This window comes from Roseivirga sp. E12 (genome assembly GCF_017592825.1).
Lineage (GTDB): Bacteria > Bacteroidota > Bacteroidia > Cytophagales > Cyclobacteriaceae > Roseivirga.
In genome coordinates this window covers 204,776-226,744 of record NZ_JAGFMD010000004.1, presented here as the reverse complement: position 1 = coordinate 226,744, position 21,969 = coordinate 204,776, and the positions used below count along the sequence as shown (strand labels likewise).

The window sequence follows — 21,969 nt, the reverse complement described above, 5'->3', positions numbered from 1 at the left end:
AGGAAAAATGCATGAGTATGCAAGTTAGTCTGAAGTGGGAATAAACGAAGACTATTGGTGAGAAAGTCATCCCCGATGCGGTAGACCATATGTCAACCGCACCGGTAATCTCCATTTAACCTAAACAATTGAAGATCAGATGTCAAACATCTAAAATGACCGGACCGTCTGTCACTTTATGGGTGTGTAATCTCCTAAGTGGCTCCTCAAACGTTGGAGCTCATCTCGTATTTCATCATGTAAACCACGCGGCACTTCTTGTAAGTAGCCCGCAAAATGATTATCCAACTTAATGATCATTTCATTCTTGCTCTTCCTTCCTTTCTCTGTGAGCACCACATGAAAGGATCTACCGTCTTCCTCATTCACAACCCTTTCTATCCATCCATTCTTTTCCATTCTCACGATCATTCGCGAGATAGAAGGTAAATCCTGAAGTGTCACCCCACTGATTTGAGTTGGTGTGACACTTCCATGGTTCCACAGAATAATCAAGACCTGCCATTGCTCTGGAGTAACTCCATAGCTCTTTAGCCCTCTAATCAGCTCCCTGTGAAATAACAGGTATGCGCGATATAGATTATAGCCGAGATTATTGTTGAGATGAAAGAGAGCCTTACCGAATTCCATTTTTGGTGGTAAATCAGGTCGAAATGTAGGTCAAAAAACTTGTCTAGACAAGTTTTTTGGTAAAATTTTAACACTTAGAAAACAAAAAATCTTAGGGGCGAATATGCCAATCAGGCATTCATCCTGAAAATGATGCCCAGCGATAAAAAAAGAAGGGAAATATTACTTTTCGGAAGAACTAGATTCTAGATCGCTTAGCTCCAAATTAAGCGCACGAGTAGAAATTTGGGTCTCAATAAAGGACAAAGTGAGAGAACCTAGGAGCAAAAACAGGCTCAGGCCGAAAATATAGTCGGCTACTACTTGTCTGGATAAATACATCAACACCATACTCAGTACACAACAGAAAAAACTACCAATACCGAGGGCCTGCATATTGCGGATCAATAAGAGTCTTGTTTTCAGGTTCTTGATTTGCCCTAAAACTGTCTCGGGCATATCTGGCATATCTTTATACCGTTGTCTTAGCCCCCTAGCCAGGGTAGCCAGTGCCACAAAACGATTGGTGAATGCTAATAATAACAGCGTAATCGCAGGAAAAAGTAGAGCCGGGGTTGAAATATCTATTTCCATATCGCTTATTTCCTTTTGTCTGGAAACTTATGTTCAATCTTTTTCCATCCAAAATAGATGGTGCTTAATCCGGATAGATAAAGGATAATTTTGGTGTAATAGATATCCATCTCTGAGAGGTCCATGTCTAAGACATACAAAGCCATTACCCCTACCGCTGTTAAAAACAGTCCCATCCAAAACAGTGAGTTCACTTGTTTTTCGCTCATTTAGCAAAGATTGAGAAAAAAATTGAACCTACTAAATCCAACCTGCAAACCAGTCCCGTATGTATGCCTGAAATCAAAATTCAGACATATGAAAACAAAAGTCACACAACTCGCACTGATCGCCTTAATGGTAATAGGTCTTCAGTCGGCTCGCGCACAGGGAACTGTGATGGTGGGCGGGGAAACGATGTACCCTAAAAAAAACATTATTGAAAACGCTGTTCAATCTAAGGACCACACCACATTGGTTGCCGCTGTAAAAGCAGCTGGTCTTGTTGAAACGTTACAAGGGGATGGCCCCTTCACTGTCTTTGCTCCTACTAATGCTGCCTTTGACAAATTACCGGCAGGAACAGTAGAGACGTTGATCAAGCCTGAAAACAAACAGATGCTAGCTTCTATCCTTACTTACCATGTGGTAGCAGGAAAAATGGATACAAAGATGTTGATGAAGGCAATCAAAAAAGGTAAAGGAAAAGCCGAACTCAAAACGGTCAGCGGTGGCAAGCTAGTCGCCATGATGAATGGAACAATGAACATCACACTGAAAGATGAGAAAGGAAACATCTCGAATATCTCTCTATATGATGTCTACCAGTCTAACGGTGTCATCCATGTGATCGACACAGTGGTGATGCCAGGCTAACCTGCCCACTTTTTAAATACAAATTATTTAACCCATTGAAAATTAACGCGATACAATTCGCGAACAGAAAAACTATACCCAAAAATCAAATACAATGAAACGAAAAATAACATTTCTGACGGCCCTTTTGGCCATTGCCACCAGCATCTACTTGATTGCTGCCGACCACAATGAAGCCCTCGGGGTACAAGACACCGGGTCTGACATTGCTGACCTCTTTGCCTATCAAAGTCCGCAAAATTCCAATAACCTGGTTTTTGCCGCTACGGTGAAAGGACTACTTAGCCCTAGTGCTACTACCAATGCTCAGTTTGATGAAAACGTGATGATTGAGTTCAATATCGACAATGATGGAGACGCCATCGAAGACCTAGTGATTCAGTGCATTTTTCAGGACGGGCAAGTTTATGCTTATGGCCCCTATGCTCCTATGACTACAGGACTTAACAGTTCGATAGATACCAATGCACCACTAGCACAGGCAGGCATTACGCCTTATGGTAGCAATGCCATTGTTGGATCAAGCAACGGTGTCAGCGTTTTCGCAGGCCCGAGAGATGATCCATTCTTCTTTGACCTTACTCAGTTCGGTGCCATTCTAGGAGGAAGTGCAACATCATTTAACGATCCGGGAACGGATGCCTTTGAGGGAACCAATGTCTTAGCCGTTGTGGTGGAAGTACCAAAATCTATGGTAGGCACTGGCGACTCTATTAACACTTGGATAGAAACTAAACGCAAGCAATAATCTTCACTTCAAAAAGAATCAAAATGAAATTCATAAAAGTAAACAAACTCGCTGCCCTCCTATTTATTGGAGCGCTTACCATTGGTTTCACTTCATGTGACAATGACGATGACAATACACCTGATCAAAATGCGGTTTACGCACAAGAAGATCAAATGGGACGCCCTGCAGTCAATACTGTATTTGTTCAGGGTGCCCGAAAAGATGTCTTTAACGTAACCATCCCATCTCAGATGGGCGCTGCTTTCGGACAGGAAATTCAGGACAGACTATTGGCACTGAACGCTGGTTATACAACCAATGCTTTAGGATTGGATGCCGCCACTTTCTCTGGTGTCTTAGCAACGGATGTATTGACAGTATCTCTGACAGGTACCACGACTTTCTTTGACGGAGTCAATGTCTTAACGGGAAGAACGCTTTCTGATGACGTAATCTCTACTGAGCTATTACTGATTTTTGGTGGCCCTGATGGAACCGCTAATCCCGGCCTGACGGATGACCATGTAGATGGTAATGACAAGGCTTTCTTAAGCACTTTCCCCTATCTGGCGAGCCCTTGGTAGCACCTAATTTTCATTCAATCATATGTGGCTCGGCCTTCCGTCAAAGGAAGTGCTGAGCCGCTAAAAAACTCTCAATCATGAAATCAATTCTCATACTCATATTCACATGCTTGGTCATGGTTTCTTGTCAACAGCAACCGAAGACCGTAGCGCAAAAATCTGATTACAATAACCTGCTGATACCTACAGAAACGGCCAGCAGCGACCTTAATGAAGATATTGAGTTTTGGCAGGAAAGACTCCTTAACTCACCAAAAAATTATATGAACTACTCACAGCTTGCTGGCCTCTATAGTAAGCGGTTCAGAGCAGATGGCTTCATAGATGACATTCACACTTCCGATAGTCTATTCTTAGCATCACTAGCCCTTAACCCATTTAATAAGGCGGCTACATTCCGATCGCTTAGTGCCAATGCGGTAACCAAACATGAATTTGAGCAGGCAAAGTCCTATGCACTCAAGGCACTAGCCGAAGGTGAAGACAAGGCGGCTTCATATTACATACTCTTTGATGCCTTAATGGAATTGGGCGAGTTTGAATCAGCCGAGGGTATTTTGAATATCCAGAAGAGTAAAAACTCATTCGACTACCTCACCAGAGCTTCAAAATTCGCAGATCACCAAGGTGACCTGGACCTGGCGATTGCCTTGATGGAACAAGCCTATGACCGGGTAAAGTTTGACAAGTCGACTATGGGCTGGAGTGTTTCTAATCTCGGAGATATGTACGGGCATGCCGGCCGAATTGAAGACTCTTATCAGGCCTATTTGAAAGTTCTCGAGGCAGATCCACAACACTGGCATTCATGGAAAGGCATGGCCTGGATCAACTTTGCCCACGATAAAAACATCAGCGAAGCCAAGCGCATCCTCCGCCATATTGAAAAGTTAGGTAACGATCCGCAAGTGAAGCTTATGCTAGCAGAAATTGCCGACTATGAAGGCTTGGGGAGTGAGAGCCTGCAACTAAAGCAAGCCTTTTTTGAGCAGGCCTCCTCTCCAAAATATATGGGCATGCACAACAAGTATCTCATCTTACTAGCGGCCGAAGACTTGAGCATGAAGGCTCAGGCGATTGAAGATGCGGAAAGAGAACAAGAGAAGCGACCAACTCCGCAAATGTATGATTTGCTCGCATGGGCTTACCTACAAAATGGTGACATGGAGAAAGCGCTGAAAGTGGCAAGTCTCTTTGTAGAAGGTCAGTCATCAGAACCTGAGGTACTATATCACCTGGGCGTGATTTACAAAATGAATGGACAGGATGGTAAAGGTGACAAGTACCTAAAAGAGGCATTAGAAAGTGCCTATGAATTGGGACCTCTGACCACCAAGCACATCAAGGAGAATCTCAAAAGTTGAAGAAAATGAGAAATGTTGTCTTTACTCTTGGGCTCCTTTTTCTTGGCTTTCAGGCAATTGCCCAAAGTGGCCAAGTCACCGGAACTATAGTCGATGAAACGGGAGAGCCACTGATGGGAGCCAATGTATTGCTAGTAGAGGCATCTCAGGGCAGTGCCACCAACAAGTTGGGAAAGTTCTACCTAGAAAACATCGATAGTGGCAAGTACCAATTGCAGGTAAGCTTCATCGGTTTCGAAAAGTACACGAAAGAAATCATCATCAATGACCAACAGAAAACGGAAATTGATGTGGCATTATCACCAGTTAATCTATCTCTGAAAGATGTAGAGGTGAGGCTTGGTCTGGCAGAAAACCAAAGCCAGATTTCCGCGATTGATGTGAGTTTAAGACCTATTAAGTCCTCACAAGATGTACTTCAAATTGTCCCTGGTTTATTCATTGCCCAACATGCGGGTGGTGGTAAAGCAGAACAGATCTTCTTAAGAGGGTTCGATATTGATCACGGTACTGACATAGCCCTAACGGTAGATGGAATGCCTGTAAACATGGTTTCTCACGCACATGGCCAAGGTTATTCGGACTTACACTTTGTGATACCCGAGACCATCGAAAAAGTCGACTTTGATAAGGGGCCTTACTATGCGGATAAAGGAAATTTAAATACAGCCGGCTTTGCGAGCTTCTCTACCAAAAAACGTCTCAATGAAAGTCTGATCAAAGTTGAAGGCGGTCAGTTCAATACTTTCCGTGGTGTTGGTCTATTCAACTTATTATCTCCATCAAATAGGAAGTACGATCCAAGTCTCTATTTGGCAACAGAATATGCGATCAGTGATGGTTACTTTGAAAGCCCTCAAAATTTCAACCGATTCAATGCACTGCTGAAATATAATCAGCGCCTTGATGACCGAAGCACTTTGGAAATCTCTGCTTCGGCCTTTAGAAGTAGATGGAGTGCCTCAGGACAAATACCACAGAGAGCTATCGACAGTGGAGAGATCACAAGATTTGGCGCCATCGATGATACCGAAGGTGGTCAAACGAGTCGATATAACTTCAATGCTCAGTTAATCTCTGAGTTCAACGATGGCTCATTTATTGAAAATCAATTCTTCCTATCGAAGTACGACTTTAATCTGGTTTCCAACTTCACTTTCTTTCTGAATGACCCAGTTTTCGGAGACCAGATTACACAGTCCGAAAGCAGAACCATGTTTGGTAGCAAACACAGTTATTGGAACAACTGGTCAGTGCTTGGTCTTGATGCCTCCACAGAGATAGGGATCGGCTTTAGGCACGACCTTATCAATGACAACCGACTGTCTAGAACGTTTCAGAAGAACACAATCCTAGAAGACCTCGCATTTGGAGACATCCGAGAGAGTAACATCTACTTGTTTGCGAAAGAGCAAGTAAGCCTAAATTCTAAGCTGGAACTTACCGCTGGCCTGAGGTATGATTGGTTTAGATTTCAGTACATGGATAAGCTAGCTCCGTCACAGCCTCGCGTAAGCCAAGGGGTTTTCAGTCCTAAATTGAAATTGAGTTACGCGGTAAAGCCTAACCTCAACCTATTTCTAAAATCCGGAATTGGTTTTCATTCCAACGACTCACGGGTTGTAGTGGCAAGATCAGGTGAGCAGATTTTACCCAAGGCTTATGGACTAGACATTGGTTCCATATGGAAGCCAAGTGAGAAACTATTAGTGAACCTGGCCTTCTGGAGGTTGAACCTCGATCAAGAATTTGTCTATGTAGGTGACGAGGGCATAGTGGAAGCTGGTGGGAAAACCACCAGACAAGGACTGGAACTGGGTTTACGCTATCAGCTGACACCAACTCTCTATGCCAGTGCAGATGTTAACTACACAGACCCAAAAGCGGTTGAAGAAGCGGAAGGACAGCAATACATTCCTTTAGCACCCACTTTCACGAGCATTGGAAGCCTGATTTACGATACACAAAAAAGATTCAGTGGCAGTCTGAGTTACCGCCTTTTGGGTGACCGATCTGCCAACGAAGACAAGTCACTGATCGCTGATGGTTATTTTTTATTAGACATAAGCATGAACTATCGCTTTGGCCGATTTGAATTCGGACTGACTATTGAAAATTTGTTGAACAGGGAATGGAAAGAAGCTCAGTTTGAAACTGAATCGAGGCTATTTTCCGAAAGTAGCCCTACAAGCGAAATACATTTTACACCAGGCACACCTTTTCAAGCAAGGTTGTCTCTGGGAATTAAGCTATGAGTTGTTGATTAATTGGTTGAGATGGGTCGTTCCGAGGAGTCGGGGCGGCCTTTTTTTGTTCTTCCTTAAGCGTTACTCGATAAAATTCATCTAATTATTTTTTTAGACTAATCTAATTATTTAATTTTGAGTGTCGAAAAAATATAATCGACAACTCTAATTATGAAATTGAGTAAGCTGCTATACAGCATTTGCATTGCCTTATTGTCCCATGCTGCATTGGCACAGGATGGTTCGATCTCAGGTTCCTTGTCTTCCAATGGCTCGCCCATAGTGTCAGCAAATGTGGGTTTACTCAATACGCCTTATGGCGATGTGGCTGACGAAAATGGCGCATTCCGCATCCAAAAAGTGCCTTTTGGCCGTTACACTCTGGTGGTTTCCATGGTAGGTTTTGAAAGGATTAGTCAGTCCATTCAAGTCAGTGCTTCCAACCCAGACTTAACGCTAAACTTTGAGCTTAAGGAAAAAGTTAATGCCCTGGAAGACGTAGTAGTCTCGGGTACTTTAAAGGAAGTGTCTAAATTGGAGAGCCCTGTTCCTGTAGAGGTTTACACTCAAAAATTCTTCAAGGCCAACCCTACTCCTTCTATTTTCGAATCACTGCAAAACGTCAATGGCGTTCGTCCACAGCTGAATTGTAATGTCTGTAATACCGGAGACATCCATATCAATGGTCTTGAAGGCCCATATACCATGGTACTGATTGATGGGATGCCCATTGTCAGTGGTTTATCGACCGTCTATGGCCTAACGGGTATTCCACAGTCTTTGATTGAGCGTGTGGAAATTGTAAAAGGACCGGCTTCAACCCTCTACGGATCAGAAGCAGTAGGTGGACTGATCAATATCATCACCAAAAAACCGGGTAACGCGCCTCAAACTTCTGTAGACATTTTCGCCACGGACTGGGGCGAAGTGAATACTGACATTGGATTAAAATATAACCTAGGTAAAAGAGCACAGTCCTTATTGGGTATTAACTATTTCAACTACCAAAATCCAATAGACAACAACGGTGATAACTTCACTGACCTCACCTTACAGAATAGGATTTCGATCTTCAATAAAATCAACTTTCAGCGTAAGGATAATCGCGTTTTCTCGATTGCCGGAAGGTATGTATACGAAGACCGTTGGGGAGGTGAGATGCAATGGAACTCTGAAAACCGCGGAGGAACAGATGTTTATGGCGAAAGTATATTCACCAGCCGATGGGAAACCTTCGGCATATACCAACTACCAACAAGTGAATTATTGAATTTCCAATTCAGTGCCAATGGCCATGTTCAAGATTCATTCTATGGAGATACTAGTTATGATGCCGATCAATACGTAGCCTTCGGCCAGTTGACCTGGAATAAAACAATGGGCAATCATGATATTGTCGCAGGGACTGTATATCGCTACACCTATTACGATGACAATACACCCGCTACATTTAATACCGACAGCAACGAAAACAATCCCTCTCGAATTCATTTGCCGGGAGCATTTATTCAGGATGAAATCTCTTTGAAACCCAACAACAAGCTTCTGCTTGGCTTACGCTATGACTATAACAGCATCCATGGTAGCATAGTAACCCCGAGGGTAAATTATAAATGGAATTCAGCCAATAAAAGGAATATACTTCGCATCAGTGCAGGTAATGGTTATCGGGTTGCCAATGTCTTTACGGAAGATCACGCGGCACTTTCAGGCGCAAGAACTGTAGAGTTTGCTGGCGAGCTCAGTCCAGAAACCTCATGGAACACCAACATCAACTTTGTGAAGAAATTCTACACGAGTAACAGCACTTTCATTGGCTTAGATGCAACTGCCTTCTATACCTATTTTACCAATCGCATTCTTCCCGATTATGAGACTGATCCCAACAAAATCATCTACAGTAATCTAGACGGCAACTCCATCTCCAGAGGTATTTCTTTAAACGTGGATATGTCTTGGGAAAGTGGTTTAAAGATCAACGGTGGACTTACTGTGATGGACGTAACCGTTGAAGAAAACGGTGAGAGGACAAGACAAATTCTTACCGAATCAGTGCAAGGTGTTTGGAGTGTCGGTTACAAGTTTCGCAATGGGATTCAGGTGGACTATACAGGGAATCTATACGGCCCAATGCGACTGCCTTTATTGGGAGAGCTTGACGATCGGCCTGCGGAATCTCCGTGGTTTAGCATTCAGAACATTCAATTGACCAAAAAATTTGGCAATAAGTGGGAAGTATATGGGGGCGTTAAGAACCTGTTGAATTTCACTCCAGCTGATAACAGCATCGCGAGGGCTTTTGACCCCTTTGATCGAAATGTGACTTTTGGAAATGACGGACAGGTAATCCCAACGCCAAACAATCCTAATGGACTCACTTTTGATCCCACTTATGTATATGCCTCGAATCAGGGCATTAGAGGTTTTCTAGGTTTAAGGTTCACTGTTCAATAAGTTATGGTAAGGATTGTCTCGATTTTTCTGTTGACTATGGCATTTGGACTGAATACTGTCCAAGGACAAGACTATGCTTTGACTTTCGAAAAACTTGAAACCCTGCAAAAGGAAGACCCAAAACCAGTGATTGTCTTTTTGCATGCGCCTTGGTGCAACTTCTGTGAAAACATGAAGCAGACTAGCTTCCAAGACGAGGCGATCAAGCAACTACTGACCAAAGATTTTCACTTTGTTAGTTTTGATGGCGAGTCGAAAGAGGATGTGACTTTTCTGGGCAATACCTTCAAGTACAAACCCACAGGAGCCAATACAGGAACTCATGAATTGGCCGAGCAATTAGGAGGCAAAGACGGAGTAGTCTCCTATCCTACCATTGTCTTTCTCAATAAACAGTATGAGATACTCTATCAAAATGATGGTTTTCTTTCAGCAAAACAATTGAAGAAGGTCTTGAGAAAAATGCTTTGAGCGACCTGACTTTTCTGGTTCGCACTTGCAGTGCGGACCTATATTAATTGGTTAAGATCAGCACTCACTACAAGCCTGCCTGTCCGCAGACAGATGAGCTCTAGGAGAGATACTAATGATAGCCCAAAGAGAGCATAACTATCTCAATTAATCGAGATAGTCTCATTTTCTTCTAGGCATGCATCATCACAAAAGCATAAAATCAAAGAACGTCTTTCTTTACATCGGCTAGATGTAAATAATGCTCCTGAACCTGTAAATGGTTCAAGAGTTTTCATTTGTCTTTTTTGATCTTAAATGGGTTCTTCTTAGAGCCCATTTCGATCTCAACAGGTCCATCTTGTTGAAGGACTTTTGCTATGATTATATACTTCCAGATGAGTTTAATGACTAGCCCGAGTAATCCTGTTACTGTCACCCATATCATGGTTTCCATCTTCTTATTTTATTTTTTATTTCAGTCAACGTCACTCACTAAAAGACAACCCTGTTCGGCAAACTATACATTCCGTTCCACACATCGTAGGACAGCTTCTTAACTACCTGATTATAAGTTAATCAGTCCACTTTTTGATTTCTTAGGACGTGGTCCAAGAGCATAAAAAAACGCGATCAACCCCTATTGGATTAATCGCGTCCGCAAATGCAAGTTAGCGATTAAAACAATACGCGTTTTCAGCCCGAGGCCAACACCTATCAGCAAAGCACAAGACTTGTCCTGTAAATAAACAGGACAGCTTTTTTGCTGCTGTTTAATGACATTCAACTCCGGCCAAAAACCATCAAAAAAGGCCTTCCTACCAGTGTTCGACTGAGTAAGAAGGCCTTTATGGGCATTTCTATAACTATTTAAATGTCGGGAGTCTTTTTTGGCTTGTCAAGTAATTTGAGGAAAAGTTATACCCAACTTTGTAATCAAGTTTTCAACAAGCTTTCATATAACATTCAACCTGGTTCGCACTTGTAGTGCGGACCGATCTTGCAAACGTTTAAAAGATGGACACTCACTGCAAGTGAGGGCTAGGAGAAATAGTTATCCGTCAATTCTATAGAAGGGCAAAAAATAATCTTATTATATTTCATTAAAATTGATTCCAATAAACACACAATTCATTGGTAAAGACAAACTATGAGTAGTTATGACCTTTTTGATGAAGAAATGAATTTCAATTGAGAACAAAAGTAATTTTCTGGAACTTTATGAATTTGCTGTGGAGTCTGATGGTAGGCTTCATTTTACTCTTTGTCCTTTACTACATGAGGGCACTATTTGTTATGGTGACGGGAGAGGAATTCAATGAAGTCAATGACCAAAACTTTAGATCAATTTACAATATCCTTGAATACTCTACTTTAATCGCTGTGGGTCTGTTTGTTGTTTTTGATATTGTTAAACAACTCATTGTCAATGTTCTTGATTTGAGAAAAATAATTAATGAGAGAAAGGAAGACAATGATTAAAAGCGAAATTGCTCCTACTTTCAATTTGGGAAAAAGATTAAGGCAACTTGTTTACCGCCTCGCCTTTGTTATCACAGTATTAGGTACACCTATACTATTATACTTCTTTCAAACTCAACTTACCACTGTAGGATCAGCAATTGTTCTTATCTCATGCATTACCTTGCTTGCTGTCTTTTATATAGACCTGAAATATCGTTTGAATTCTGATAAAGACCTTTTCAGAGCCCCGCCTGTATATCCACTCAAGGATATTCTGCTTCTAGATCATCTACCAAAACTGGGTGGCATAGACTTGGAAAGATTGACGGGTGAATTGATTAAAAGACATGAGAAAGCACCTTTTTGGGAACAAAATAGAATAATCAATTGGGTACTAAAAAATGCCAAGTCTTTTACACCAAAGCTCCTTTTGTTTGCCATTTCAGTAGTACTTTATGAAACAGTTTTTTCAAGTAACACCATCATGGAGGAAACACAAAAAAATAATGAATCCTCTCCTAGCCTCATGTTAGCGATAAGTGTCACTATAATTATAGTGTATGCTATTGCCCTTACAACGGGTTATTTGAACTATTTTATCATAAAGAGACTCAATGAGCGCGAAAAAGAGAGGAATGTAGGGCAAACCAGATAACCATAAACCGACTTCTAGCATTAATAGCCTCCTGACAAAATAAATATAGGTAAGTAGGTCTATAGTACTCTACCCCGCATGCCTCTGGTTCGCACTTGCAGTGCGGACTCACCTTGCGTTAATCGAAGTGCTTTTAAGATCAGCACGCACTACAAGTGCGCGCTAGAGCGTAGGGTTAAAATTGAGACTACCCCACATTCCCGATCACCTGCATGGTTTCCAGGTGTGGTGCTTCGCTACCGCCTTTAGGTTCGATGGTAACGGCAAAGGCCACTGCTTGGGAAGCAGTATTTTTCATTTTGATCAGGCCTTCAGCGCCTAAGTCAAAGACCCCAGCATCTACTGGCTTACCATCTATGATGGCCCAAAGCTGATACTGCTGATCTTCAGACAGGTCTTTCAGGTTTTGTATATTCAAGAAGAGCTCTTCGGTACGCTTGTTCCAGAACACACTGGCAGAGGCTTCGAGGGCATTCTCTGTTCCCGCCATTGGCACCCTTAGGAACTCGGTATTACTCACAACTTCAAAGTCCCTTTCAATACCTTCCAGTCTTTGGTTAACCTTATTGTATTGATCGGCCATCAGCGTATTGTTCCCCACCAACTCGGCATAAGCTTCATTGGTAGACTTCCATTTAGCACGATAGTCAAAGGCCATATAGCCACTGATTAAAGCCAAGGCAATTGAAGCAGCCACCAGATACTTCCAAGTAGTGGAAGGCTGTTCCATGGTCACCACCTTAGTTTCTTGAACAGGGGCTTCCGTAGGCGTACTTTCTTCGACAGCCGATAGAATAGAGTCTTTCAAACCTGCAGGTGGCGTCACAGCTGTTCTCATTGCCACTGCTTCCAATGACAATTCAATAGCTTCTAGTTCGGCTTGCAGCTCAGGGTATTGATTCACCATATCCTCCACTCCTTTCCGCTCTTCAGCAGATAGGGTGTCGAGCACATAGGCTTCTAATATTCCTGACGATATGTACTTTTCTATATCCAAGCTATTCTAGTCGCTTTCTTAAATGTTTTAACGCAGATCTCAGTCTGGTTTTGACAGTTCCCAATGGAATATCAAACTCATCAGCGACCTCTGAATGGGTAAAACCTTCGAAATATACTTTAAGCAAAACAAAACGTTGCTCTTCCGCCAAGTCATTCATCAGTTCTTTTATACCAATGCCATCAATGGAGATTTCGCTTTGATTCTGATTATCAATGGTATATACGTAGTCATCAATGGAATCAGTTTTAGCCGATCGATTGATTTCTTTAGACCTCACCTTATCAATGGCCGCATTGCGGGTCATATTGAGCATCCAGGTAAAGAAACGCCCCTTCTTAGGGTCGTATTGATCTATTTTATTCCAGATTTTCATAAAGATGTCTTGCACCACTTCGGTGGAAACCTCCCCATTCTGGACAATTCTCTCCACAGTACCATACAAAGCGGCCCCGTACTTATCATAGAGATAAGACAGGGCCTCTTTGTCCTGACCTTTAAGCCGGAGAACTAGTTCGTTCTCGTCAATATGGTTGGGTACAGGAGAAATATATAATGTTGTTTACAGGTGAATCACTTCATCGTAAGCCGCAGCTGCAGCTTCCATCACTGCCTCAGACATAGTCGGGTGAGGGTGAACAGTTTTGATGATTTCGTGTCCGGTAGTTTCCAGCTTTCTGGCTGCTACTACTTCAGCAATCATCTCCGTTACATTCGCACCAATCATGTGCGCGCCTAACCACTCGCCATACTTTGCATCGAAAATTACTTTTACAAAACCATCGCTAGCGCCAGCTGCCTTAGCCTTACCTGATGCTGAGAATGGGAACTTACCCACTTTTACATCGTAACCGGCTTCCTTCGCTGCCTTTTCAGTATAACCAACAGAAGCAACTTCTGGGCTACAGTAAGTACAACCTGGGATGTTATTGTAATCTAGCGCCTCGACACTCATTCCTGAGATCTTCTCAACACAGATAATTCCTTCTGCTGAAGCAACGTGGGCCAAAGCCGGGCCATGAACAATATCACCAATCGCGTAAACGCCAGGGATATTTGTTTTGTAGTAATCATCAACGATCACCTTGCCTTTGTCCGTAGCAACGCCAACGTCTTCCAGGCCAATGCCCTCAAGATTGGTAGAAACACCAACTGCAGAAAGCACTACATCTGCTTCCAGTACTTCTTCGCCTTTCTTAGTTTTTACATGAACCTTGCACTTAGCACCTTTAGTATCAACCGAAGTTACTTCAGAGCTAGTCATGATTTTCATCTTAGACTTCTTGTAAGTTCTTTCCAGTTGCTTAGAAACCTCTTCGTCTTCTACAGGAACGATGCGATCCATAAATTCAACGATGGTCACTTTTGTACCAATCGAGTGGTAGAAATAAGCGAACTCAACACCGATAGCACCAGAACCAACGATCACCATTGATTCAGGCTGCTTGTCCAATACCATTGCTTCGCGATAGCCGATAATCTTTTTACCATCGATCGGAAGGTTAGGCAATTGTCTTGAACGACCACCTGTTGCTAAGATGATGTGATCAGCAGAATAGTCTACTTTAGAACCATCCTCAGCAGTCACTTCAACTTTCTTACCCGCTTTAAGCTTACCAAAGCCAGCGATATGGTCGATTTTATTTTTCTTAAATAGAAACTGAATGCCTTTGCTCATACCAGCAGCAACGTCACGGCTTCTTTTCACCATACCATCGAAATCGGCTTCCGCACCTTCTATTTTGATTCCATAATCCTGTGCATGCTGCACATATTCAAATACTTGAGCACTCTTCAAAAGTGCTTTGGTAGGAATACATCCCCAGTTAAGGCAAATTCCGCCTAACTCCGAGCGTTCAACCACTCCTACTTTCATTCCGAGCTGAGAAGCTCGAATCGCTGCCACATATCCTCCAGGGCCACTTCCAATGACTATTAAATCGTATTTCGTTGCCATATTTCTATTTGATTTTTCTCGTTTTGAAGAGCCGCAAAGTTAAGCCAAATCCAATGACAAAAAAATACTGGAATTGTATGAGTTAATCCTTTTGGTTTTATTTGAACATTGATTTCGGTGAGCACAAAACCGAAAGCTTAATTTTTGACTTCAAAACAATTTATATGGGTCTTTTAGATGGAAAAACTGCTTTAGTAACTGGTGCTTCAAAGGGCATTGGCAAAGCAATAGCAACTGCTTATGCACAGCAGGGTGCAAATGTGGCTTTTACTTACCTCTCAAGTGTTGAAAGAGGACAGGCGTTAGAAGCCGAACTTGCTGCCTTTGGTACTAAAGTGAAAGGTTTTCGTTCCAATGCAGCTGAATTTGATGCGGCTGAGCAACTAGTGAATGACGTAGTAGCAGAATTCGGATCGCTTGATGTAATCGTCAACAATGCCGGAATCACACGTGATAATCTCTTGATGAGAATGTCAGAAGAAATGTGGGACGAGGTAATCAATGTGAACCTAAAATCATGCTTCAATACCGTGAAGGCAGCTACAAGAACAATGATGAAGCAGCGTGCCGGATCAATCATCAACATCACTTCTGTGGTAGGTGTTAAAGGAAATGCGGGTCAGGCCAATTATGCGGCTTCTAAAGCAGGAATCATTGGTTTCACCAAATCAGTGGCCCTAGAATTAGGATCACGAGGCATTAGATCAAATGCGATCGCTCCAGGTTTCATTGAAACTGAGATGACCGATCAATTGGATGAAAAGACTGTCCAGGGATGGAGAGATGGTATTCCTTTAAAGCGTGGTGGTTCACCAGAAGATGTGGCTAATGCCTGCGTTTTCTTAGCTTCAGATATGTCGACTTACATGACAGGTCAAACCCTTGTTGTGGATGGCGGAATGATGACTTAAGCACCATTCATAAAATTCATTTACAATTTTCGAATCGGTTAATGGCTTATTTACGTTGTTATGCGTTATACTGTCATTAACCGATTTTACTTAGTCTTCTAAGCATTGTATAACCTTCCAACACTCCTTTCCAAAATTTCGCTTCAGACAGAGTTCTCATCATGGTTTATACCATTATGTCTGTTGATCGGTGCAGGGTATGCTTTGCTGTTATACACGAAGAACTCTCCATGGAGCAAATCGGTCAATAGGTTACTTGGGGGCCTACGTTTTGTGCTCATCAGCTTGATGTGCTTTTTGATTTTAGGACCGCTCCTTAATCAAATCGAGTTTTTTGAGGAAAAACCGATCGTGGTTTTGGCAGTGGACGATTCGGCCTCCTTGCCAGATAGCTATGACTCCCTTGAGTTTATCAATGTCAAAAATCAACTGGCCGCAATTGCCGATCAGTTGGAAGATGCCAATCTGGACGTACGCATCAGAGGAGTTCAAAACTATTATGACGAGGCCTCTGATATCCAGTTTGACCAACAGGCGACCAATTTACACGGCATACTAAAAGGCGTTCGGCAAGACTTCGAACAACAAAATTTAGTGGGCACCATTCTGATAAGTGATGGTATCCACAACTACGGTAGCTCTCCACAGTTTCTTAACTTGAATTATCCTGTTTTTAGTGTTGGTATCGGAGACACCATTCCTGCAAGAGATCTTAGTATCAAGCGAATCAACTACAACAAGGTAGTCTACCAAGGCAATCAATTTCCACTAGTGGTCGACATTTACAACAATGGCTATGTGGGAGAAAATGTCAGTGTTGAAATAAGAAAACAGGGGGCTTTAGTAAGTTCTCAAAACGTAAGCCTGAATGGAGATCAGGAGGTCAATAGTCTGGAGTTTATACTAGATGCTGAGACCATTGGTGTAGAAGCTTATAGCATCGTTATAGTGCCGAAGGACGGTGAAAGTTCGACCATTAACAACACACGCAGGGCATTTATTGAAACGGTAGATAGCAAGCAGAAAATCCTTATTGCGGCCGCATCGCCCCACCCTGACGTAAAAGCCTTGAAGAGCCTCATTGAGTCCAAAGAAGGAACTGAAGTACAAATCTACCTTGATGGCATCACCGAAACTACGCCTGTCGGACCTTTTGATCTGGTGATAATGCACCAGTTACCAGGGGTTACCGATCTTCCTGCCTGGCTGAACAGCTGGCTTGACAAGACCAATACTTGGTTTATTACGGGGACTGGTTCTCTTAATACCATGAACCAAACCAATCCGGTAATCAGCTATCAGAGTTTCGGACAGTCGGACCTGGTGGGCGGCAACTTAAATCCGAACTTCGAGCTGTTTTCAATTGACGAGACTCTCCTCAGCAGAGGCCGGGACTATCCACCTATTAGGGCTCCTTACGGTCAATTCACACTAAAAAATAATGCGAACATATTCCTTTATCAGAAGATAGGCAGTGTTCAAACCAATCGCCCTTTACTAAGTATCTACAATGGCGATGAGCGCAAGTCTGCCGTGCTTTCGGGCAGTGGAATATGGAAATGGAAGCTCCAAGAAAGCGGACTCTATGAAACACCTGAGCTTTTCAATGAGCTTTTCGGCAAGCTGATCCAATACCTAGCTACAAAGGATGACAAGAGAAACTTTAGGGTCAATACTACTGATGAAAGCTATTTTGAAAGCGAACCTGTCGAGTTCAATACCGAGGTCTATAATGAGCTTTTCGAAAAGGTTTATGATTATAACATAGACCTGAAGTTGACCAATAGTGATAATGAAACAGTGGAGTATAATTATGTGAATACGCCAACGGAAAACTACCAGATCAATGGATTGGCGCCAGGGGTATATCGATATACCGCCACTACAAGCCTTGCAGGAAACCGCGAAGTAGCCAGCGGCAGTTTTGCAGTTCAGAAACTGGCCTTAGAAGACATCGATCTGACAGCTAACTTTCAATTACTTAGGAATATCTCCAACAATTCCGGTGGGCAATTCTTCGATTTTAGCCAAGCAGATAGAGCTGTCAATGCTGTAGAGGCACTTAACCCAAAGTCGCTAGCAAGATCCAATGAAAGGCTGAATCCAATCATTCATAACCCTTGGATTCTATTGATCCTTTTGGCCCTCTTGTCTGTGGAGTGGTTTACTCGAAAATACCACGGCAGTTATTAATTGTTAAATCAACTTACTTTTTAGTCGATTAATAACAATATTAAACTAATCTTTTAGTTTATTTGCGTATGCGCACATTCCTCCTTTCCACACTCGCACTCGCAGCGCTACTCTGTTCTTGCGACATGACGGCTGTTCGTGAAGAAGCAGACGAGCACATGAAAAACGGTGACTTTGAAGCAGCTGCGGCAGCTTACGATCGTGTGATCAAGCTAGAACCGGAAGACAAATACGCCTTATTCAACCGCGCCTTGGCCAATGAAAAACTTGAAGAGTTTGACAAGGCCTACGATGACTACAGCACCTTATTGAGAATAAGATTCAATACCAGAAAGGCACTGGTCGGTCGGGCCAGATGTTCTTACGAACTCGAGAATTTCAAAGGAGTGATTTTCGACACTAATGCTGTATTAGGAGCCAATCCGGACAATTTGGAAGCTAGGTCTTTGCGAGGAAGGGCTCATGTAAAGCTGGGCAATGTTAACAATGCCATTGAAGACTTGGGCAAGTACTTAAACGAAAGGCCTGATGATGTTCAGGCGCTGATAAGCCGAGGGGCCGCATGGACAAGAGGGGGTAATGGTGTCTATGGGATCCAGGATTTTGACAAAGCGCTAAAAATCAATCCAGATCTTCCAGTAGCATATTTTAACAAAGGAGCTGTTTTTCTGAATTATGAGAATTATGATGCGGCCATTGAAAATTTTGATCTTGCTATTGAAAAAAATCCCGGTTATGTGGAAGCCATCACCCGAAGGGGAATGGCCAAACTTGCCTCCTCTTGGCATGGTGTGGCCGCAGCTTGTGCAGATTTCAGAAAAGGAGATGCCCTGGATGACGAGCTAGCTACCGCCTATATGGACGAGTATTGCAAATAATCTGATTCCCCGTTTTATTGTAGAAAATTCATCTGATATGAAAAGACTACTGAAAACTGGCAAAAATCCCCTCCCGACAAACTTTGGTCTATTGGTTTTTAGAATAGCAGTGAGCCTTATGATGTTCACACATGGCTATCCAAAGTTCTTAAAGGTTATTAATGGCAACTTCCAATTTGGAGACCCGCTTGGCATTGGACCTGAGGCTTCTCTGATCCTAGCAGCTTTCGCAGAATTTGTCTGCTCAATACTGCTAATTCTAGGCCTGACAACACGCTATGCTCTGGTACCTTTAATGTTTACTATGATAGTAGCACTTGCTACGGTACATATTGACGATCCGTTCAGAGGGCAGGAAAAAGCATTTTTGTTTCTATTGTCTTACCTCTTCTTGTTTATCACAGGCCCAGGTAAGTATTCCTTAGATCAGAAGCTTTTTAACTAGTACCTACTTCGCCATCAATCTTTTGAATGATCGACTTGATATTCGTCAAACCGATGTCAAACTGTGCCTTAGTGCTTACTTTGTAAATCATACCCCATTGCACCAGATGCTTGAACTCATCGGTTTGAATTAAAGTCATGAACTCTCTTTTGCTCGCAGCGTTCATCAGGCTAAAATTAAGGCCTGGTGCAAATGGAAAATGTTCAATGGAATAAGTGATAAGCTTCTCCTTTACGTGATTAGCATCTATTCCCGTCCACTCATGAATATTCTCATAGGAGCGCTCATACAACCCTATGATTTCTTTTGATAAAGTGTCGTTTTGGATAATATGATTAATGCCCAGACTCTTCATTTCCTGATAGGTAATATCCTCTGAATTAAAAGGGATATAGCTTAGCAGTGTTACCACATCTAGTGCGGTGCTATCAGTAAAGGGAGCGCCTTTGCTTAACAGTATTAACCTTTCGGCAGACTCTATCTGACTCGCCATCAACTTGGCACCACCAGAAAGAATGGTGCTGTCATTGATCAGGTTTGCCTTGAAGCTTTGGAGCAATTGTACTTCTTGACTCTCCTCTCTTTTTTGCTGTCGGTACTCGTTCAACACAAAGGATACAGAAATACCAATGATCAAAATCATCAACTCAGCGAGAAAGTATTTGAGGTTTCGTGAGGACTTATTCTTGTTCATAATGAGAAAGCTAAAAAACAATTTTCACACTCCATAATGGTGAACGGTATTAAAAACTTGTCGCAATTCTCTTAAATTCAATCCCAAATATTTTTTCAATGGATACTACCCTAGTCGCACACGAAGAATGGAGCACTCTTAGGAAAATTGGCTTCAGATTCATTTTTATCTTTTTCCTTTTATTCATACTACCCTTTCCATTCAGTACTCCTTTAAATGTCTTCAATGAATTTTGGTTAGATACTCAGTTCGGAAACTTCTGGACTTGGGCAACTGAATTATTTGGCACCAAACTCTTAGGCCTAGAGGAATTTTCTGGCGCTCCTACTGGCAGTGGAGATATGACTTTCAACTGGGTACAATATGGGTTATTCCTTAGTCTAGGCGCTATCGGCACCATCATATGGTCTGCCATTGACAAAAAACGAAAAAACTATTACCGACCTTGGAGATGGTTCGTGTTAATTACGGTCTACTACCTGGTCTTTTATATGCTGCTCTATGGCTTTATCAAAGTCTTTTGGCTGCAAATGCCCGAACTAAGAATCGATAGACTCTTAAGAACTTATGGCCAATCAAGCCCTATGGGGCTACTCTGGACCTTTATGGGAGCCTCCAAAACATATTCGATGTATGCAGGTCTCAGCGAAGTAATTGCAGGTACCCTCCTTATTTTTAGAAGAACCAGAACCCTTGGCGGCCTAGTGACATTTGGTGTAATGTTCAATGTATTTATGTTGAATATGGCCTATGACGTACCTGTAAAGCTCTTCTCAGCCCAGCTCATGTTTATGGGGCTGTATATTGCCATGATTGATAGAAAAGCCATTTTCGGCTTATTGCTATTTCAAAAGCCTGGAAAAATTGCCCCATGGCCACCCATGTTTGAAACGCCCTGGAAGAAATACACGCTATTGGTGATTCAGGTACTCCTAATCTTCTATTTCTTCCAATCACAAATCAGTCGGGATTTGAAAAGCCGCAAACAATACGGAGAGCTCAGGCCAAAATCCGCGCTCTTCGGCCTCTATGATGTGATTGACTTTGTGCAAAACGGAGATACACTCCCCCCACTACTCACCGATGATGACAGGTGGCAACGAGTCATTTTTGATGCCCCTACAAGGGCCATTACCATGTATATGGATGATCGCATGAGGTATTATACAAGCGAGATTGATACGGTCAATATGACCGTCACATACAGCATTGGTCGTGACTCTTTAAGAAAAGACTATCCCTTCTCTTACGAAAAGATAGAAGATGGTCTCAAGCTTAGTGGTATTCTGGAACAGGACACCCTACAAATGAGGTTGAAGACCTATGACCTGAAAAACCTCTACCTCACCAATCGAGGGTTCCACTGGTTGAACGAAGTGCCATGGCATCGCTATGACCCTAACCCTAAACCCAATTGGTAGTTGGCAATTGACTAGAATATTTGATTTCTGACATAACAAAAGAGCTCTGCACATTTCCGATGTTATCTAAACCAGCCAATTGTGTAGAGATGAATGACTGATATTCTTTCATGTCTCTTGACACCACTTTTAGCAAATAATCGAACATTCCTCCAATGTGATAACACTCAACTACGGCTGGGAGCTTCTTAATATCATTTTCAAACTTTTCTATCACGGCTCTTTGATGATTCTTAAGAGAGACCGAACAGAAAACAAGCAAGTCCAGACCGACCTTAGTCCTATTGACAATTGCCGTATAATGATCTATATACCCCGTTCTCTCCAATCGTTTGATCCTTTCATGAACCGGTGTGATAGTCAAACCTAATTTACCACTTATCTCCTTGGTAGTAATTTTACCGTCTTGCTGCAGTAGGGTCAATATTTGTAGGTCAACGTTGTCAATCATCGTAGTATATTTTTCTT

At 42.4% G+C, this 21,969-nt stretch carries 23 protein-coding genes; 14 read left to right on the top strand and 9 right to left on the bottom strand.

Annotated elements, in window-relative coordinates:
* Positions 1–171 precede the first annotated feature (171 nt).
* From J4E76_RS11980 to J4E76_RS11970, 3 genes are all read right to left on the bottom strand, one after another.
* On the bottom strand, positions 172–630 hold the full coding sequence (locus tag J4E76_RS11980; RefSeq protein WP_208504480.1) for a MarR family winged helix-turn-helix transcriptional regulator: 459 nt from the start codon (positions 628–630) through the stop codon (positions 172–174).
* Positions 631–792: 162 nt separating this feature from the next.
* Positions 793–1,203: a DUF2721 domain-containing protein gene (locus J4E76_RS11975; protein ID WP_208504478.1), complete on the bottom strand. Its 411-nt coding sequence runs from the start codon at positions 1,201–1,203 to the stop codon at positions 793–795.
* Between the two features lie 5 nt (positions 1,204–1,208).
* Positions 1,209–1,412: a hypothetical protein gene (locus tag J4E76_RS11970; RefSeq protein WP_208504476.1), complete on the bottom strand. Its 204-nt coding sequence runs from the start codon at positions 1,410–1,412 to the stop codon at positions 1,209–1,211.
* Positions 1,413–1,500: 88 nt separating this feature from the next.
* On the opposite strand from J4E76_RS11970, the gene J4E76_RS11965 reads away from it, so the two are divergent.
* The 7 genes from J4E76_RS11965 (at position 1,501) to J4E76_RS11935 (ending at position 9,907) form a co-directional block, all read left to right on the top strand.
* The gene (locus J4E76_RS11965; RefSeq protein WP_208504474.1) at positions 1,501–2,058 is read left to right on the top strand and encodes a fasciclin domain-containing protein; all 558 of its coding nucleotides are present in this window, start codon (positions 1,501–1,503) and stop codon (positions 2,056–2,058) included.
* A 94-nt stretch (positions 2,059–2,152) separates the two neighbouring features.
* Positions 2,153–2,806 (top strand): DUF4331 family protein, encoded by a 654-nt coding sequence (locus J4E76_RS11960; protein WP_208504472.1) that lies wholly within the window; start codon positions 2,153–2,155, stop codon positions 2,804–2,806.
* Between the two features lie 23 nt (positions 2,807–2,829).
* A complete protein-coding gene (locus J4E76_RS11955; protein WP_208504470.1) occupies positions 2,830–3,372 on the top strand; it encodes a DUF4331 family protein in 543 nt (180 codons plus the stop codon).
* A gap of 77 nt (positions 3,373–3,449) precedes the next feature.
* Positions 3,450–4,736: a lipopolysaccharide assembly protein LapB gene (locus J4E76_RS11950; RefSeq protein WP_208504468.1), complete on the top strand. Its 1,287-nt coding sequence runs from the start codon at positions 3,450–3,452 to the stop codon at positions 4,734–4,736.
* A 5-nt stretch (positions 4,737–4,741) separates the two neighbouring features.
* A complete protein-coding gene (locus J4E76_RS11945; protein ID WP_208504466.1) occupies positions 4,742–6,991 on the top strand; it encodes a TonB-dependent receptor in 2,250 nt (749 codons plus the stop codon).
* Positions 6,992–7,153: 162 nt separating this feature from the next.
* Complete coding sequence (locus J4E76_RS11940) at positions 7,154–9,436, top strand: TonB-dependent receptor domain-containing protein (protein WP_208504463.1); 2,283 nt, start codon at positions 7,154–7,156, stop codon at positions 9,434–9,436.
* A gap of 36 nt (positions 9,437–9,472) precedes the next feature.
* Positions 9,473–9,907, top strand: a complete 435-nt coding sequence (locus tag J4E76_RS11935; RefSeq protein WP_208504461.1) for a thioredoxin fold domain-containing protein — start codon at positions 9,473–9,475, stop codon at positions 9,905–9,907.
* Between the two features lie 274 nt (positions 9,908–10,181).
* Here J4E76_RS11935 and J4E76_RS11930 read toward each other — a convergent pair whose 3' ends face one another.
* The gene (locus tag J4E76_RS11930) at positions 10,182–10,343 is read right to left on the bottom strand and encodes a hypothetical protein (protein ID WP_208504460.1); all 162 of its coding nucleotides are present in this window, start codon (positions 10,341–10,343) and stop codon (positions 10,182–10,184) included.
* 734 nt (positions 10,344–11,077) lie between these two features.
* Between J4E76_RS11930 and J4E76_RS11925 the strand changes: the two genes are divergently transcribed.
* Entirely contained in the window at positions 11,078–11,368 is a 291-nt protein-coding gene (locus tag J4E76_RS11925) for a hypothetical protein (protein WP_208504458.1), read from the top strand.
* Complete coding sequence (locus J4E76_RS11920) at positions 11,361–12,005, top strand: hypothetical protein (RefSeq protein ID WP_208504456.1); 645 nt, start codon at positions 11,361–11,363, stop codon at positions 12,003–12,005. Before J4E76_RS11925 ends, J4E76_RS11920 begins: the two co-directional genes overlap by 8 nt.
* Before the next feature lie 187 nt (positions 12,006–12,192).
* Here J4E76_RS11920 and J4E76_RS11915 read toward each other — a convergent pair whose 3' ends face one another.
* From J4E76_RS11915 to lpdA, 3 genes are all read right to left on the bottom strand, one after another.
* Positions 12,193–13,002, bottom strand: coding sequence for an anti-sigma factor domain-containing protein (locus J4E76_RS11915; RefSeq protein WP_208504454.1), 810 nt, complete (start codon positions 13,000–13,002; stop codon positions 12,193–12,195).
* Position 13,003: 1 nt separating this feature from the next.
* The gene (locus J4E76_RS11910; protein ID WP_255552076.1) at positions 13,004–13,480 is read right to left on the bottom strand and encodes an RNA polymerase sigma factor; all 477 of its coding nucleotides are present in this window, start codon (positions 13,478–13,480) and stop codon (positions 13,004–13,006) included.
* Between the two features lie 84 nt (positions 13,481–13,564).
* Positions 13,565–14,959, bottom strand: a complete 1,395-nt coding sequence (lpdA, locus tag J4E76_RS11905; RefSeq protein WP_208504451.1) for a dihydrolipoyl dehydrogenase — start codon at positions 14,957–14,959, stop codon at positions 13,565–13,567.
* Positions 14,960–15,123: 164 nt separating this feature from the next.
* On the opposite strand from lpdA, the gene fabG reads away from it, so the two are divergent.
* The 4 genes from fabG (at position 15,124) to J4E76_RS11885 (ending at position 19,386) form a co-directional block, all read left to right on the top strand.
* Positions 15,124–15,870 carry a 3-oxoacyl-[acyl-carrier-protein] reductase gene (gene fabG, locus J4E76_RS11900; RefSeq protein WP_208504449.1) on the top strand — a complete coding sequence of 249 codons (747 nt, stop codon included), beginning with the start codon at positions 15,124–15,126 and terminating at the stop codon, positions 15,868–15,870.
* Between the two features lie 105 nt (positions 15,871–15,975).
* Positions 15,976–18,063, top strand: a complete 2,088-nt coding sequence (locus J4E76_RS11895; RefSeq protein ID WP_208504447.1) for a VWA domain-containing protein — start codon at positions 15,976–15,978, stop codon at positions 18,061–18,063.
* Positions 18,064–18,131: 68 nt separating this feature from the next.
* A complete protein-coding gene (locus tag J4E76_RS11890) occupies positions 18,132–18,941 on the top strand; it encodes a lipopolysaccharide assembly protein LapB (protein ID WP_208504445.1) in 810 nt (269 codons plus the stop codon).
* Positions 18,942–18,978: 37 nt separating this feature from the next.
* The gene (locus tag J4E76_RS11885; protein WP_208504443.1) at positions 18,979–19,386 is read left to right on the top strand and encodes a DoxX family protein; all 408 of its coding nucleotides are present in this window, start codon (positions 18,979–18,981) and stop codon (positions 19,384–19,386) included.
* Here J4E76_RS11885 and J4E76_RS11880 read toward each other — a convergent pair.
* Positions 19,379–20,080, bottom strand: coding sequence for a hypothetical protein (locus tag J4E76_RS11880; protein WP_208504441.1), 702 nt, complete (start codon positions 20,078–20,080; stop codon positions 19,379–19,381). The genes J4E76_RS11885 and J4E76_RS11880 overlap by 8 nt on opposite strands.
* Before the next feature lie 98 nt (positions 20,081–20,178).
* Here J4E76_RS11880 and J4E76_RS11875 point away from each other — a divergent pair, with 98 nt between their 5' ends.
* Entirely contained in the window at positions 20,179–21,501 is a 1,323-nt protein-coding gene (locus tag J4E76_RS11875; protein ID WP_208504439.1) for a hypothetical protein, read from the top strand.
* On the opposite strand, the gene J4E76_RS11870 is transcribed toward J4E76_RS11875, so the two are convergent.
* A complete protein-coding gene (locus J4E76_RS11870) occupies positions 21,485–21,952 on the bottom strand; it encodes an Lrp/AsnC family transcriptional regulator (RefSeq protein WP_208504437.1) in 468 nt (155 codons plus the stop codon). The two genes, J4E76_RS11875 and J4E76_RS11870, sit on opposite strands and share 17 nt — an antisense overlap.
* Positions 21,953–21,969 lie beyond the last annotated feature (17 nt).

What these genes read in the sequence shown, in the direction of transcription:
- J4E76_RS11980 (WP_208504480.1), bottom strand. Translation starts at nt 630, where the DNA reads ATGGAATTCGGTAAGGCTCTCTTTCATCTCAACAATAATCTCGGCTAT.
- J4E76_RS11975 (WP_208504478.1), bottom strand. Translation starts at nt 1,203, where the DNA reads ATGGAAATAGATATTTCAACCCCGGCTCTACTTTTTCCTGCGATTACG.
- J4E76_RS11970 (WP_208504476.1), bottom strand. Translation starts at nt 1,412, where the DNA reads ATGAGCGAAAAACAAGTGAACTCACTGTTTTGGATGGGACTGTTTTTA.
- J4E76_RS11965 (WP_208504474.1), top strand. Translation starts at nt 1,501, where the DNA reads ATGAAAACAAAAGTCACACAACTCGCACTGATCGCCTTAATGGTAATA.
- J4E76_RS11960 (WP_208504472.1), top strand. Translation starts at nt 2,153, where the DNA reads ATGAAACGAAAAATAACATTTCTGACGGCCCTTTTGGCCATTGCCACC.
- J4E76_RS11955 (WP_208504470.1), top strand. Translation starts at nt 2,830, where the DNA reads ATGAAATTCATAAAAGTAAACAAACTCGCTGCCCTCCTATTTATTGGA.
- J4E76_RS11950 (WP_208504468.1), top strand. Translation starts at nt 3,450, where the DNA reads ATGAAATCAATTCTCATACTCATATTCACATGCTTGGTCATGGTTTCT.
- J4E76_RS11945 (WP_208504466.1), top strand. Translation starts at nt 4,742, where the DNA reads ATGAGAAATGTTGTCTTTACTCTTGGGCTCCTTTTTCTTGGCTTTCAG.
- J4E76_RS11940 (WP_208504463.1), top strand. Translation starts at nt 7,154, where the DNA reads ATGAAATTGAGTAAGCTGCTATACAGCATTTGCATTGCCTTATTGTCC.
- J4E76_RS11935 (WP_208504461.1), top strand. Translation starts at nt 9,473, where the DNA reads ATGGCATTTGGACTGAATACTGTCCAAGGACAAGACTATGCTTTGACT.
- J4E76_RS11930 (WP_208504460.1), bottom strand. Translation starts at nt 10,343, where the DNA reads ATGGAAACCATGATATGGGTGACAGTAACAGGATTACTCGGGCTAGTC.
- J4E76_RS11920 (WP_208504456.1), top strand. Translation starts at nt 11,361, where the DNA reads ATGATTAAAAGCGAAATTGCTCCTACTTTCAATTTGGGAAAAAGATTA.
- lpdA (WP_208504451.1), bottom strand. Translation starts at nt 14,959, where the DNA reads ATGGCAACGAAATACGATTTAATAGTCATTGGAAGTGGCCCTGGAGGA.
- fabG (WP_208504449.1), top strand. Translation starts at nt 15,124, where the DNA reads ATGGGTCTTTTAGATGGAAAAACTGCTTTAGTAACTGGTGCTTCAAAG.
- J4E76_RS11890 (WP_208504445.1), top strand. Translation starts at nt 18,132, where the DNA reads ATGCGCACATTCCTCCTTTCCACACTCGCACTCGCAGCGCTACTCTGT.
- J4E76_RS11885 (WP_208504443.1), top strand. Translation starts at nt 18,979, where the DNA reads ATGAAAAGACTACTGAAAACTGGCAAAAATCCCCTCCCGACAAACTTT.
- J4E76_RS11880 (WP_208504441.1), bottom strand. Translation starts at nt 20,080, where the DNA reads ATGAACAAGAATAAGTCCTCACGAAACCTCAAATACTTTCTCGCTGAG.
- J4E76_RS11875 (WP_208504439.1), top strand. Translation starts at nt 20,179, where the DNA reads ATGGATACTACCCTAGTCGCACACGAAGAATGGAGCACTCTTAGGAAA.
- J4E76_RS11870 (WP_208504437.1), bottom strand. Translation starts at nt 21,952, where the DNA reads ATGATTGACAACGTTGACCTACAAATATTGACCCTACTGCAGCAAGAC.